Genomic DNA, 14,237 nt, shown 5'->3' with positions numbered 1-14,237 from the left:
ACAAGCCCAACCACCGTCGGCGGGTCCTCGGAGAGTTCGCCGACGGGATCGCCACGGACGGCACGGTCGTGGCCTAGGCCGGGGCCGCCCCGCACCCCGTCGGACCACCCTCACGACGCCGCACACCGGAAGCGATGATCATGACTCTGACCACCACGCGCATCAGCCCCGACTGGCCCTGTCAGGTCAAGACTCCGGGCTCCTACGACTGGGAGCGCTCGGCCGCCAAGTGGCTGCGCGAGCTGATCCCCGCGCGTTACGCCAGCTATCCGGCCCTCATCCGGCACCCCGTACTGCTCGCCCGGCACGCACAGCTGCAGGTCCAGCAGGAGGTCAGGGTGGCCAGGACCGCGCTGCAGACCGCGCGGGCGGAGCTGCCGATGCTCGGGCTGCCCGAGTCGGTCATCGAGCACACCATCAAGCTGTACGCCGCCGAGGTCATGCAGCTGCAGCACATCGCCCGCAGTGTCCGTGCGGTCAGCGAGGCCCTGGCCGGACGCGGCCCCATCCGCTGATCGCCCCTCCTGCACAGACTCCGCCCGAGGGGTGATCGAGCAGGCCCCCATGTGCCATGCTCATCGCGTGACGGGCGAGTCCGCGCACCCGGTGGACCCCGCCGGCGCCGATCCGGCGGCGTTGGCCCAGGTGGTCGCCCGGCAGCGCGCGGAGCTGGAACGGCTGCGGGACCTCGCCGCGACCTCGGCGGTCCTGGAGCAGGCCAAGGGCGTGCTGATGACCGTCACCGACTGCACGCCAGAAGCCGCGCACGCGGAACTGCTGCGGCGGGCGGCGGACGGCAACCGCACCCTCCTCGAACAGTGCTGGCTCACTCTCGGCACCCTGCCACTGCCGAAGGAGCAGCCGCCCGACACACCGCCGGGCCCCGCCGCACCGTCGGCGACCGGATCCTGGCAGGCCGCGCCCACCGGCACGGTGGAACCCGCGAAGACACTCGGGCGCATCGGCCAGGACCTCGTGCGCGTCGGCAACCCGCACGACCTGGCCAGGTGCCTGCTGGACCATCTCGCGCCGCAGACGTACGCCGACGCCGTGATGCTGTACGAGCGGCTGCCCGAGGGCGGACTCGAACTGATCGGACACGCCGGCGTCGACGCGACGCTCGCCGCGCAGTGGCGTTACGTGCCCCCGGTGGCCGGAGTGGTCGCGCTCGACGCCCTGCGGTCCGGGGAGCCGCAGTGGCTGGAGGATCCCGCCGCGGACCGCGACCGGTACCTGCTGATCGGGGAGCCCTCGCAGTGCTGGCCCAGCCGTGTCTGGCTGCCCGTGCCGGCCGGGGACAGCGCGCGTGTCGCGCTCGGTGTGCTGCGCCGGCACGCCAGTGCGTTCGCGCCGCGCGAGCGGGAGCTGCTGAGATCCGTGGCCCGGCTGTGCGCGGGCCGGCTCCGCGCCTTCGACGCCTTGCGGGAACGCGCCGGCGACGGCGTCGCCCAGGCCGTGCAGACGGTGTTCGACGCACTGCAGGGCGCGGCGATCCTGCTGACTCCGCTGCGCGCGGCCTCCGGCGAGGTGGAGGACTACCGCATCGAGGCCGCCACCTCGGAGGCGGTCGATGTGTTCGGCCGTACCGGCCGGGAAATGGTCGGCAGGCGGGTCCTGGAGAGTTGTCCGTCCCTCGCGAGCGAGCCGCTGTGGGACGGCTGTCTGCACGCCCTGGAGAAAGGGGTGCCGTTCGAGGCCGAGCCGTTCGTCCGCCAGGACGTGGTCGGCGAGGTGCCCCTGACCGCCACCTACTCGGTGCGGGCCGCCCCACTGGGCGGGGGCCTGCTGGTCACCTGGCGGCGGCACGACCCCGCGGACCGGCAGGAGCAGCGCCTGGCGGACGTACAGCGGCTCGGCAACCTCGGCTGGGCCAGCTGGAACCTGACCCGCGGGGAGATCTCCTGGTCCGAGCAGACGTACGCCGTGCTCGGCCGGCCCCGCGGTCAGCCGCCGCTCGGCCTCGAACGCCTGCCGGACCTGGCTGTGCCCGAGGACGCGGGCCCGCTCACCCACGCGATCACTGAACTGGTCCGCCGCGCCCGGCCGTTCGACGTGCCGTTCCGTATCGGGACAGCCGGGGGTGTCCGGCACCTGCGGCTGGTCGCGGAGGCCGTCACCGCGCCGGACGGCAGCACCGTGGAGGTGCATGGCTTCGTCCAGGACCTCACCCCGCAACGCAGCGCGGAACTGGCGCTGGTGCGGAGCGAGCGCGCGATGCTGCTGCAGCGCGGGATCCTGCAGGCCGAACGGGCCCTGGCCGCCCGGCTGCAGCACGCCCTGCTGCCGCTGCCGAGCAGGCCGGTGCGGCTGGCGGGGCTGCGTGTCGAGGTCGCGTACCTGCCCGCGCAGTCCGGCATCCATGTCGGCGGCGACTGGTTCAGCGCCATCGAACTGCCCGACGACGACGCGCTGTTCGTGGTCGGTGACGTGGCGGGCCACGGCATCGGCGCCGTGGCCACGATGGCCCAGCTCAGGTTCACCGCCAAGGGCATGGTCAGCACCGGCTCCTCGCTGACCGGGGCGCTGGCGTGCCTCAACCACCTGCTGCTGCACTCCCGCGACGGCCGGACCACCGCCACCATGGTGCTCGCCCGCTACGACCCCGACCGGCACGTCCTCGCCTGGGCGCAGGCCGGGCACCCGCCGCCGCTGCTGGTGCGCCACGGTGAGGTGCGCCGCCTCGACCGGCCCGCCGGCATGCTGCTCGGCGCCGCCACGGCCCCCGTGTACGAGTCGGCCACACTGCACCTGGAACCCGGCGACCGGCTCCTGCTCTACACCGACGGCCTGGTCGAACGCCTCGGCGAGGACCTCGACACGGGCCTGGACCGGCTGGCCGAGGCGGTGCGCAGCCATGGCCACGACGGGTCCGGCTCCCTGGACGCACTGCTGGCCACGATGCTCGCGGACGAGCGGCGGGACGACGTGTGCGTGCTGGACATCAGCATGCCGGTGCGGGACACGGCGGATAAGGACGTGCAGGGCGCCGGTGCGGGATGACGGGGCGGGGCGCCGGGCGGGTCAGTCGTCGTCGCGATGTCGCCAGTACCAGCACGCGCCGACGACCAGGGCCAGCAGGAACACGGCGGGCACGAGCAGGCCCGGAATGCGGGAGCCGGTCATCGGCCTGGCTTTCTGTGGTGCGGCGGAGCACGCGGCCGTCGACCGCGGGCTGCCCATGATGAGGCCGGGCCCCTGCTGTCACCCATGGCTTTCCCTAGGCCTTGCCCGGCGTTCGAATCCAGTCATTCGACGGGGTGATCCGGCCAGTCCACGAGGTGATCCAGTCAGTCCACGAGTGACCGGCCGCCGTCCACGTCCGTCATCACGTTCCGCTGCCGGGGCTGGTCCGTGACTCCAGCGCGCGGCGCGTGTCGTTGCCGTAGACGCCGGTCTCGTCGCCGCTGATGCCGTACCAGAGCTGGAACCGGGCCACGGCCGCGGTCAGGGTGGCGTCGTAGGTGCCGTCGGTCGAGCCGTCACGGTAGACGTCCGGGACGCGCAGCAGGCGCTCCTGCAGTTCGGCGACCTCGGGGCCGGTGTCGCCCTGGCGGAGGGTGCCGGGGCCGTCGGGGTCGGTGGCGGCGGTGGGCGCGAGGGGTGCGGTGGGAGTGGGGGTGGGGGTGGGCGCCAGGGTGATGGCGGGCGGGGTGGCGGTGGCCTCCTGGTGGCCGGGGAGCAGCAGGGCGCAGCCGAAACCGAGGAGGGCGGCTGCCACCACGGCCCCGGCGACGGCCGCCCGGCGCGGGCGGCGAGTGGGGGGTGCGGGCGGTACGGGCGGCAGTTCCCGTGTCTCCTCCTCGTCGGTCGGTGCTGCTGTCGGTGCTGCCTGCGCCGGGACGGTCTCCATCTCGCGCATCAGCTCCGCGAGGGCGTCGAACCGGCGGGGCCGCAGCACCCGGACGGGTTCCAGGACCGGTCCGGAGTGCGGCCGTTCGGGATCGGGCAGTGTCGGCACCTGGCTCTCCTTCCGTCCCGTACGGACGGGACTTCCCAGCTCCCCGCGCTGGGATACGGCCCGGACGGCAGCCCTGTTCAGGCCACATGTCCTGCCGGCCGACCGACGGCCGGCTACCTCGCGGCCGTCGACCACTTCGTGCCCGACTCGGTGGTGGCGGGCTACAGCGGCACGAGCACGGGCGCGAACCGGGTCGATCTGTGCCGGGTGCTGGCGCTGCGCGGCGCGGTAGGGGCGAGCGCGGCCAAGGTGGCGCTGGCCCGCGACGCCCTCTCCCCCGTGTTCCCGTACGTCACCTCGGGCGACGGCCTGTACGCCGACGGATCGTTCATCCAGCACACCGCGGTGCCCTACACCGGTTCCTACGGCTCGGTCGTGCTCGGCGGGCTGGGGCTGCTGTTCGCGCTGCTGGCGGGCTCCGGCTGGGAGGTGACGGACCCGAACCGGCAGATCGTGTTCGACTCGGTGGGGCACGCCTGGGCGCCGTTCCTCTACAACGGTCTGGTGATGGACGGCGTGTCGGGCCGGGCGATCAGCCGGGGGCTCACCGCGACGGACCCGAAGCAGATCCAGCAGGACGACCATCTGCGCGGCCATCCGATCCTCGCCTCGATCGTGCTGCTCAGGCAGAGCGCGAGCACGGCCGAGAACGCCCGCTGGCGCGCGCTGGTGAAGGGCTGGATGCAGCGCGACCGCTACAGTCCGCCGCTCGCCGACCCGGTGCTGAGCCTGCCGCATCTGGCCCGGCTCAAGGGAGCTCAGGACGACGGATCCATGGCGGCGGTCGCCGAGCCGACCGGGCACCGGCTGTTCCCGTCCAGGGCGCGGGCCACGCACCGCAGGCCCGGCTGGGCGGCCGTGCTGAGCATGGCCGACGAGCGGATCACGTACTACGAGACCGGCAACGGCGAGAACCTGCGCGGCTGGCACATCGGTTCCGGGATGCTGTACTGGTGGGGCGGCACCTGCGCCAACGGCCAGTACAGCGACGCCTTCTGGCCCACCATCGCCCCCTACCGGCTGCCCGGCACGACCGTCTCGCGCAAGACGCTGGCGGACGCGGCCGGCGGTGACTGGGGTGCCTCGAAACCGGATGTGCTCGACGGCACGGTCGAGCCCGCCTTCTACCCGTGATCGGCGACGCTCACCGGGGCGACGTGGGCGCACATCGGCGGCCACGGGGGTTGTGTCTTCCCCGGCGGCGCGACGGTGCGGGCGCTGCGCTAGGCCCGCGAGGGCAGCTGGAGCGCGATCAACAAGGCCGGCTCGGCCACCGTACTGAACCGCAAGTACCTGACGCCGTACGTCGATCACGGCACCGACCCGGTGAACGCCTCGTACGCCTATCTGCTGCTGCCGGGTGCCACCGCGGCCGGCACACAGGCGCGGGCCGCCGATCCGGGCTGGCTGACCGTGCTCGCCAACACCGACAGCCGGCAGGGCGTCCTGGTGCGCTCGCTCGGCTTCACCGGGGTGAACTTCTGGTTCGGCGGAACGGTAGGAACGCTCGCCGCGAGCGATCCGTGCTCCGTGATGATCAGCGAGAACGACGACGGCACCGCCGTGATCGCCGTGAGCGATCCGATGCGTTTACGCACGAGCCTCACTGTGACCTGGCGGCGGGCGGTCGCCGCGGTGACGTCCGCGCCGGCCACGCTGGCCTCGGCGACCACGGGCGCCGCGCTGACGCTGTCCTTCGGCGATCTCACGGGCACGGCGGGGGCCACCCAGCGGGTCACCGTCAGGCTGGGCTGAGCGCCCCCTGCACAAAGCGGCTCAGGGACGCCGTGAACGCGGTGACGAAGTCGTCCCTGGCCTGCTCCGGCAGGGCCTCCAGGGACAGGTAGGGGTTCAGGTCCTCCAGTTCGACCAGCAGGAGGCCGCCGTCGCGGGTCCGGCAGGCGTCGACCCGCTGGATGCCGTGGCCGAGGTCGTTCCAGTCGATGAACCGGCGGGCGAACTCCAGGTCGGCGGCGGTGGCCGGGTAGGGCTTCAGCTCCCAGCGGCGCTCCGGGTCCGGGGCGTACAGCGCGTACTGGAAGTCGTCGTCGACGAAGTAGAAGGACACCTCGTACACGAAGTCGACGCAGGGCTGGATCAGGACCTCGCCGGCGGCGAGCGCGGCGACCTGCTCGGCGGGGGCGATGCGCAGGCCGAGGGAGTCCGCGCCGAGCATGGGCTTGACCACGTACCGCTCGACGGCCGGCAGCAGGTGCAGGTCCTCGGCCCGGCCGACCGTCGGTATGACGGGGAAGCCCGCGGCGCTCAGGTCGAGCAGATACTGCTTGCCCGCCATGTCCGCCTTGCCGGTGACCGGGTTGTACACGAGGGCGCCGGTGGCGAGCGCACGCGCGCGGAAGGCGTCGTACGCGTGCTGGTGGCCGAGGACGGGCCCGCTGTTTCGGACCACCACGGCGTCGAAGCCGTCCATCAGCGCCACGGTGTCCAGCGGATGGCACAGGGCGAGGTCGAAGCGGGCGCGGAGCCGGGAGGTGAGGAAGACGTCCTCGTCGCAGTAGCGGCGCCCGCGGGCCTCGTACGCCAGGTCGGTGACGTAGAGCAGGCGGGGGCGGGCGGCGGGCATACGGGATCTCCTCGGGCGGTACGGCCATGGCGGCAGCGGAATGCAGAAAGGTTACGTCGGGGGGCGACGGCTCCCGTCCGCGGCCCTGGTCCTCGTACAAGGTGAGCCGGAACGGCCGCTGTGAGGGCACCTCATGCGGAGCGGGTGAGTTCCTCGGGTCCGACCGGGCGGGCGAAGGGCAGGCCGCGGGCATAACGGGCGAGTTCGTCGGCGGCCCAGTCGGTCATGCGGCCCAGTTCATTGCCGAGCGAACCGGCGATGTGCGGGGTGAGCAGGACGTTCGGCAGGGTGTAAGGGGCGATGCGGCGGGGGGTACGTCGGGCTCCGTGACGTCGAGGACTGCGTTCAGGCGGCCGGTGAGCAGGTGTTCGGTGAGGGCGGCGGTGTCGACCAGGGAGCCTCGGGCGGTGTTGACCAGGGTCGCGCCGTCCTTGAGGAGGGCGAGGCGGCGGGCGTCGAACATGTGCCGCGTCCCGGGGAGTTGGGGGGCGTGGATGGTCACCACGTCGCTGCGTGCGGCGAGTTCGTCCAGTCCGGCCGGCTCCACGCCGAGCGCCCGGGCCTCGGCGGGGTCGCCGTAGGGGTCGTGGAGGAGGACGTGCAGGTCGAAGGGGCGGAGCAGCTCGATCACCCGGCGGCCGACGCGGGAGGCGCCGACCACCCCGACGGTGCGGTGGTAGTTGCCGTGGCCACTGTAGAACGGCAGGAGGCCGGGCGAGGTGCGGGCGCGGGCGTGGTCGCGGGCGATGCCGAGGACCCGTATGCCCGCGAACAGGACGGCGGCCAGGGTGAATTCGGCGACCGGGACGGCGTTGGCGGCGGCCGCGGAGGACACGGTGATGCCGCGTTTCCAGACGGCGTCGGTGATGTGGTGCCTGACCGAGCCGGCCGCATGGACGACGGCCCGCAGCCGGGCATACGGTGCAGCGCGTCCTCGGTCAGCGGCGGTGCGCCCCAGTGGGTGGAGAGCACTTCGGCGCGGGCGAGCCGCAGGGCCGTGGCCGGGTCTGCGTCGCTGATCGTTGTGATCGTGGTGGTCGTGTCGACGCGGGCGATCGTAGGGAGCCGGTCCAGGAGGCCGTCGGTGAGCAGGGTCCGGTGGATGTCCGCGCCCATGGCGAGGGCGGTGCGCGGGCGGGGCGCGGGACGGGCGGGGGCGGGGGTCATGGTCACCTTCATTTCACCGCGCCGGCGGTCAGACCGAAGCGCCAGAAGCGCTGCAGGCAGACGAAGACGGCGATCAGCGGGAGGACGGCCACGAGCGAGCCGGTGATCACGAGCGCGTAGTACTCGGGCTGCTGCTGGGTGACGCTGAGAAGACCCGGGCCAGATAGACGCCGAAGGGGTTGACCAGGGCGGGCAGCAGCAGCGCCCAGTAGGTGTCGACCACACCGGCCTTGGTGGCGAGCAGGTACATGGGCAGCTGGATGACGGTGCCGGGGACCAGGACACCCCTGAGGACGAGGGCGAAACAGCTTCTCCTTGCCTTGAAGTGGTACTTGTCGAAGGCGTAGCCGGTGGCGACACAGATGAAACTGGAGGCGGCTGAGCCGGCGACGGAGTACAGGACGCTGTTGCCGAGCCAGCGTAGATGGATACCGTTCGACCAAAATAATCAAAACGATCGCCCGAACGATCGGATCGGTCAGCGTGGCGGGCTCAGGAACCGTCGGCGGGGGCCTGGCCGCCGCAGGAGGAGCGGACGCGCAACTCCGGGAGCAGATCGATGTGCCGCCGGGGGCCGGGCCGCTGGCCGGTGCGCTTCTCGCCGAGGCGGCGCAGCAGCAGGTTCGCGGCGAGTTCGCCCACCGCGCGCGTGGGCGGGGCGATGGCGGTGAGGGGGACGTCGGCGAGGCCCGCGACCTGGTCCTCGTAGGCGATGAGGGCGAGGTCCGCGGGCACCCGGATGCCGTGTGCCTGAAGTCGCGGCACGAGCACGATGGCGTCCTCGTCGCTGTGCACCAGGGCCGCGGTGACGCCGCGTTCGCGGACCGCCCGGACGAGATGGTCCACGCAGGCCTCGTAGTCGCCGTGTTCGCGCACGCTCGGGGCGCTGTCGTCGACCTCGATCCCGCGCGCCCGGACGGCGGCCTGGAACCCGGCGCTGATCTGGACGGCGTGCGGGCCCTCCTGGAGGACGGCGGTGATCCTGCGGTGCCCGAGGGCGGCCAGGTGGCCGACGGCCACGGCGGCGCCGTGGGCACGGTCGGTGCGGACCCGGTCGAGGTCGGCGGCGGGGTTGCCGGGCGGGGCGGAGCGCTCGACCAGCACGGTGGGCACCCCGCATTCCATCAGCCACTTCTCCTGCCCGTCCCGGGGCACCCCGACGAACCAGCTCGGTGCCACCAGCAGCCCCTGCGCACCGCCCGCGATCAGGTGCTCCGCCTGCACGGAGTCCTCGGTGCCGACATAGCCGGAGAGCCCGAGGACGAGTCGGCCGCCCCGGGCGCCTACGGCGTCCCGGGCGCCGCGCACGATGTCGGCGAAGAGATTGACCGTGGTCGGCACGATCATTCCGATGACGGCGCCGTCCAAGGACCCCTGCCGCGCTTCGTCGCCGGCGGCGGGGGCTGAGGCGGGGGCGGCGGTGCGGTCGCCCGGCCAGACCACCGCGCCGTGCAGCCGCCGCACCCGGCCCTGGGCGGCGAGCGTCTCCGCGTCGCGCCGCAGGGTGACGGCGGAGACGCCGAGTTCGGCGGCCAGTTCGGCCACGCGCAGGCTGCCCCGCTCCCGGACGAGTTCGAGCACCCGCTCGTGGCGCTGGTCGACGTGCAGTCGCATGGGGGTTCCCCCTGGAACAGTGATCCCGAGTCGATTACTCTACGCCCGCAATCGTATCGATCGATTCCGATCAATTCGATCGATCCGATGTTCGGTCGCGCACCTCCAAAGCACTCAGTTCCCCCGCAAGCCCACTCTTGCTGCACTGAGTGTCATGGGTGTCTTCCGGGTGCTACGTTCCCCTCCATGAGCTCCACCAGTGCGGCGCCGGCCGCGAAGCCGCCGATGCGGGAGGCCCTCGTCGCGGCGGCCTTCCAGCTCTTCCTGGAACGCGGGTACGAGCAGACGACCGTGGACGACATCGTCGCCCTGGCCGGGGTCGGCCGGCGGTCGTTCTTCCGCTACTTCCCCTCCAAGGAGGACGTGGTCTTCCCCGACCACGAGCGCTGCCTGGCCGACATGACCGCCTTCCTCGCCGCGAGCGGCACGGAGCACGAACCGGTGCGGCGGGTGTGCGACGCGGCCCGGCTGGTGCTGGGGATGTACGCGGAGAACCCATCGTTCTCCGTGCAGCGCTACCGCCTCACGAAGCAGGTGCCGGGCCTGCGGGCCTACGAGCTGTCGGTGGTGTGGCGCTACGAGCGGGCGCTCGCCGAGTATCTGCGCGGGCGCTTCGCGGGCCGGCCGGACGGGACGCTGCGGGCCGACGTCATCGCGGCCGCGGTCGTCGCCGCGCACAACAACGCCCTGCGTTCCTGGCTGCGTTCGGACGGCCTGGGCGACGCGGGCGCGGCGGTGGACCACGCACTGGGGTATGTGCAGAAGACGTTCGGGCGTGCCGCCGAGCCCTCGACGCCACCCGCCCGCATCAGCCCGGCACCGGCAGGGCATCCCGACGACGTGGTGGTGGTCGTCACCCGGCGGGACGCTCCGCTGTGGCGGGTGGTGCAGGAGCTGGAGGCGGCACTGGGCCGCGCATGAGGGCCTCGGGTCGCAAATTGGGGGTACGGAGTGCCTTTACGAGTGACACTGAGTGCCATACCCTGTCGGCGTGCACGGTGGCACGGCTGCCGCGCACTCGTGTGTCCGGTGCGCGCCGGGTACGCGGGATTCCGGCCGAGCGCAGGGAGTTGACCAGCGTGTACCACCACTCAGCAAACGTCTCGCACCCGGCGGCCGGCTCCGCGGCGGGTGTTCTCGATCCTGCCCCCGCGGACTGGAGGGACGCCATCGTCTTCCAGCGGTGCACCTGGTGCGGCACCGCGATGTACCACCGGCTGCTGTGTCCGGTGTGCCAGGGCAGCGAGCTGCGCACCGAGCGCAGCGAGGGCGTCGGGACGGTGCGGCACTCCACCGTGGTGCACCGCAACACGCCCGCCGCGCGCAATGTCTCGCTGATCGAGATGGCCGAGGGATTCGTCGTACGCGGCCGGGTCATGGGCCTGCCGGTCGGCATCCACAGCGGCGACCGGGTCCGGCTGTCCACCGCCCAGGATCCGGTGCGCGGCGAGCCGGTCTTCCAGCTGCTGGACGAGTCGTTCCGGAGCGCCTGGACCTGACATCCCGCCGGGCAACTGGGCTGTTGCCAGCCACCGTTGACGCAGTCCGGCCATCTGATCGACCACTTGTTCTTCACGGGCAACCCACAGGTTTCACGTTCCGTCCTCCGGGGCGAGGGGCGCCCGGGACGGCCGGGACGCCCGAGGTCGGGGGTCGAGGAGGAACAGTGGTCCGTGCCCGGCGCATATGGGTGACCGCCGCCGCGCTGCTCGCGGTGGCCGGCGCATCCCCAGGGGCGGCAGTCGCACAGGCTCAACCACCGTCATCGGCAGGCACGTCGGCAGCAGCAGACGACGGGACGCTGCCACCGGGCTGGCGGATCGCCGGCGGGCGGTCCGCGCCCCAGCTGGTGTGGCGGTCGGACCGGCCGGTGCCGATGGGGGACGCGCGGGTCGAGTTCCGGGCCGGCGGGCGTCTGCTGGGAGCCCCGCGGCCCGGCCCGGACGGGCACACGTTCCGGCTGCCGCTGGACGGACACCGGGCCGGCGAGCTGCGGGGGCTCCAAGTGTGGTCCGGCGGGCGGCGGTTGGACGAGCCGGGCACCACCGGATCCGGGGCCGCGTCCGCGCCCCGGCCGCCGGCCCCGCTGCCCCCGAACGCGGTCGATCCGGGCGAGCCGGGCTCGTACCGGACCCGGACGGGCGAGTACAGCCTGAAGTCGGTGAAACTGCCCGGCTTCGCGGCGCCGGTGGAGATGCGGGCGGTGGTCGTCGCCCCGGTCGGCACGTCCGGCAGTCGTCCGCTCGCGCTGTTCCTGCACGGCCGCCACTTCACCTGCTACCAGGGCCACAGCAGCACCGGCGACTGGCCCTGCAAGGCCGGTACGCAGCCCATACCGAGCCACCGCGGTTACCTGCGCGACCAGACACTCCTCGCCTCGCAGGGCTATATGACCGTCTCGATCTCCGCCAACGGCGTCAACGGCCAGGACTCCGCGGCCGAGGACGGCGGTGCCCAGGCCCGCTCCTCGCTCGTCCGGCTGCATCTGGCCCGCTGGGCCGGCTGGGCCGCGCACCCCGAGACCGCGCCGGACGTCGTACGCCGCTCCCCGCGCGCCGACCTGTCCCGGGTACTGCTCGTCGGACACTCCCGTGGCGGCGAGGGCGTCGACCGGGCGGCCCTGGACAGCCTGTATCCGCCGCCCGCCGACCAGGACGGCTATCACGGGCCGGTCCGCTGGAAGATCCGAGGTACGGTGCTGATCGGACCGACAGTCTTCGGCCAGAACCCGGTGCCCGACGTGCCGTCGGTGACGATCCTGCCCGGCTGCGACGGTGACGTCTCCGATCTGCAGGGCGAGGTGTACGTCGACGGGACCCGCGCGGTCAGCAACGGCCGCGCGCTGCACAGTGCCGTGTATGTCATCGGCGCCGACCACAACTTCTTCAACTCCGAGTGGACGCCGGGCCAGTCCGCGGCGCCCTCCGAGGACGACTTCGCCGACGACCCGCAGCACCCGGACCCGGTCTGCAACAAGCATGCGGCGACCCGGCTCAGCGCCGACCAGCAGCACCGGGCCGGTTCGACGTACATCGCGGCCGCCGCGCGGCTGTTCCTGGCCGGGGACGACCGGGTACGGCCGCTGCTGGACGGCTCCGGGAGGCGGGCGCCGTCGGCGGACCCGGCGCGGGTGCTCGGCCACGCGGTGGGGGCGGACCGGGGTGCCGGGTTCCTGCCGGACGGCGGCGTGTCGGTGACCGGTGCCCGGCTGTGCGACGCGGTCGATCCCAGCCCGGCCAAGGGCTGCCTGGGCAAGCGGGCCAAGGGGGTGTCACCGCACTTCGCGCAGTGGGTGACCGGCCGGGAGTCCGATCGGCACGCGATCGCGCTGAGCTGGACGCGCGCCGGCACCGCGGCACGGGTGAGCGTCCGGCGGCCCGTGTCGCTGTCCGGTGCCGAGGCGCTGGCGCTGCGTCTGTTCGTACCGCCGAACTCCCGGGGCACACAGCTGGACGTGTCGCTCACCGACACCTCCGGCCGGAAGGTGAGGCTGGGCCGCGTCCGTGCGGACGGGCTGCCCGGCAGCGAGGTGACCGCGTCGTACTGGGCGCGCGAGTTCCGGGTGCCGCTCACGGCGGCCGGCCGTACCGGGTTCGCGCTCGGCTCCGTCAAGTCCATGGAGCTGACGGCCCGTTCGGCGGCCGGGCAGGCCTGGCTGATGGACGCGTGGGGCTGGCGGCCGGGGACGCCCGCGGTGCGGGCGGCGGCGATGCCCCGGGTGGACCTCGGCCGTATGACCGTGGACGAGGGTGACTCGGGCGTGCGCACCTACCGCGTTCCGGTCCGGGTGACGGGCCGCGGCAGCGGGCAGGTCCGGGTGTACGTCGTCGACCCGGCCACCGGGAAGACCGCGGACCGGGTGGTGACGGTGCGGCCCGGCGGCCACGACATCGACGTACCGGTCGAGGTGAAGGGCAACACGCGCTACGGCCGGGACGTGTCGCACGATGTCTTCGTCAAGGCGGTCCACGGCGCGGTCGTCGGCTCCTACCAGGGCGGGATCACCGTCCACGACGACGATCCGGCTCCGACGATGACGGTCACGCCCCTCGCCGACCGCGTCACCGAGGGGCAGTCGCTGAAGTGGCGGGTGTCGCTGTCCGAGGCTGTGGACGTCGGCATGAGCGCGGACTTCGTCGCGGTGCCGGCTCCCGCGCCGGAGCTGTCCACCAAGGACGTGCCGGCGCGCTGGCTGCGGGACACCGCCGGGGCGAACCCGGACCCGGAGCGTCCGCTGTCCAAGGTGGGCGGACTCTATCTGTGGACCGACATCCCGGCGGGGCGGACGAGCGCGGACATCACCCTGCCCACGGTCGACGACGGCGTGAAGGAGCCGGCGGAGTCGGTGCGGTTCCAGCAGATCGACCCGCAGACCGGTGCGCCGCGGCCCGACGGGCTGGTACTGACCGGTTCGGTGCGGGACGCGTCGTAGCCTCGCTGCGGGACGCGTCGTAGCGCCGGTTCCGGGTGGCCCTCACTTTGCGAGGGTCACCCGGATCCCCACCGTGCCGTCCAGGCCGCGGCGAAGCCGGCTGCCCAGCAGGGTGAGGCGGCCGAGGATGCCGTACTTGCGGGTGATGAGGTTCCGGTAGCGGGCGGTGGTGGCGGCGTCGGCGATCTCCGCGGTGGCCGGGAGTTGCTCGCCGGTGGGGTTGCCGCGCAGGTCGCAGGGGCCGACGAGGACGTCGGGGCGGCGGCGGATCCGCTTGACCTTGAAGCTGTCGGCGGCCGTCCAGACCCCGAGGGTGCCCCCGTCGCGGACCACCCACACGGGGGTGGCGACCGGCGTGCCGTTCTTGCGGTAGCTGGTCACCAGCAGGTACTTGCCGGAGCCGAGCCGGTCCAGCCTCGTGTCGTCCATGCCCGGCAGTCTAGGAGCCGTGGCCGGGTACGGCACGGCGAGGACGGTGCGGA

At 73.1% G+C, this 14,237-nt stretch carries 9 protein-coding genes and 3 pseudogenes; 6 read left to right on the top strand and 6 right to left on the bottom strand.

The features are described 5' to 3' along the window. Nucleotides 1-134: 134 nt before the first annotated feature. On the top strand, nucleotides 135-515 hold the full coding sequence (locus AB0L75_RS41835) for a hypothetical protein (RefSeq protein ID WP_365191528.1): 381 nt from the start codon (nucleotides 135-137) through the stop codon (nucleotides 513-515). 49 nt (nucleotides 516-564) lie between these two features. Beyond that, complete coding sequence (locus tag AB0L75_RS41830) at nucleotides 565-3,000, top strand: SpoIIE family protein phosphatase (RefSeq protein ID WP_365191527.1); 2,436 nt, start codon at nucleotides 565-567, stop codon at nucleotides 2,998-3,000. Between the two features lie 325 nt (nucleotides 3,001-3,325). Here AB0L75_RS41830 and AB0L75_RS41825 read toward each other — a convergent pair whose 3' ends face one another. Next, nucleotides 3,326-3,958, bottom strand: a complete 633-nt coding sequence (locus tag AB0L75_RS41825) for a peptidoglycan-binding domain-containing protein (protein ID WP_365191526.1) — start codon at nucleotides 3,956-3,958, stop codon at nucleotides 3,326-3,328. 120 nt (nucleotides 3,959-4,078) lie between these two features. Between AB0L75_RS41825 and AB0L75_RS41820 the strand changes: the two are divergent. Continuing rightward, a pseudogene (locus AB0L75_RS41820) lies at nucleotides 4,079-5,713 on the top strand (polysaccharide lyase 8 family protein); the annotation flags it as partial. Here AB0L75_RS41820 and AB0L75_RS41815 read toward each other — a convergent pair. The 4 genes and pseudogenes from AB0L75_RS41815 to AB0L75_RS41800 all read right to left on the bottom strand — a co-directional run bounded on the left by AB0L75_RS41815 (nucleotide 5,700) and on the right by AB0L75_RS41800 (nucleotide 9,323). Next, a complete protein-coding gene (locus tag AB0L75_RS41815; protein ID WP_365191525.1) occupies nucleotides 5,700-6,542 on the bottom strand; it encodes a hypothetical protein in 843 nt (280 codons plus the stop codon). The pseudogene AB0L75_RS41820 and the gene AB0L75_RS41815 overlap by 14 nt on opposite strands. A gap of 131 nt (nucleotides 6,543-6,673) precedes the next feature. After that, a pseudogene (locus AB0L75_RS41810) lies at nucleotides 6,674-7,709 on the bottom strand (hydroxyacid dehydrogenase). Nucleotides 7,710-7,717: 8 nt separating this feature from the next. Then, nucleotides 7,718-8,157, bottom strand: a pseudogene (locus AB0L75_RS41805) (hypothetical protein); the annotation flags it as partial. A gap of 44 nt (nucleotides 8,158-8,201) precedes the next feature. Beyond that, nucleotides 8,202-9,323 (bottom strand): substrate-binding domain-containing protein, encoded by a 1,122-nt coding sequence (locus AB0L75_RS41800; protein ID WP_365191524.1) that lies wholly within the window; start codon nucleotides 9,321-9,323, stop codon nucleotides 8,202-8,204. 186 nt (nucleotides 9,324-9,509) lie between these two features. On the opposite strand from AB0L75_RS41800, the gene AB0L75_RS41795 reads away from it, so the two are divergent. The 3 genes from AB0L75_RS41795 (at nucleotide 9,510) to AB0L75_RS41785 (ending at nucleotide 13,755) form a co-directional block, all read left to right on the top strand. Beyond that, nucleotides 9,510-10,244, top strand: coding sequence for a TetR family transcriptional regulator (locus AB0L75_RS41795; RefSeq protein WP_365191523.1), 735 nt, complete (start codon nucleotides 9,510-9,512; stop codon nucleotides 10,242-10,244). A 158-nt stretch (nucleotides 10,245-10,402) separates the two neighbouring features. Further along, complete coding sequence (locus AB0L75_RS41790) at nucleotides 10,403-10,822, top strand: zinc ribbon domain-containing protein (RefSeq protein WP_365191522.1); 420 nt, start codon at nucleotides 10,403-10,405, stop codon at nucleotides 10,820-10,822. 167 nt (nucleotides 10,823-10,989) lie between these two features. Further along, nucleotides 10,990-13,755: a hypothetical protein gene (locus tag AB0L75_RS41785; protein WP_365191521.1), complete on the top strand. Its 2,766-nt coding sequence runs from the start codon at nucleotides 10,990-10,992 to the stop codon at nucleotides 13,753-13,755. A gap of 42 nt (nucleotides 13,756-13,797) precedes the next feature. Here AB0L75_RS41785 and AB0L75_RS41780 read toward each other — a convergent pair whose 3' ends face one another. Next, nucleotides 13,798-14,184, bottom strand: a complete 387-nt coding sequence (locus AB0L75_RS41780; RefSeq protein WP_365191520.1) for a PPOX class F420-dependent oxidoreductase — start codon at nucleotides 14,182-14,184, stop codon at nucleotides 13,798-13,800. Nucleotides 14,185-14,237 lie beyond the last annotated feature (53 nt).

It is taken from the genome of Streptomyces sp. NPDC052101 (genome assembly GCF_040680235.1).
Classification (GTDB): domain Bacteria; phylum Actinomycetota; class Actinomycetes; order Streptomycetales; family Streptomycetaceae; genus Streptomyces.
The sequence above is the reverse complement of the archived record's forward strand: the minus strand, read 5'-3'. Positions and strand labels throughout refer to the sequence as shown.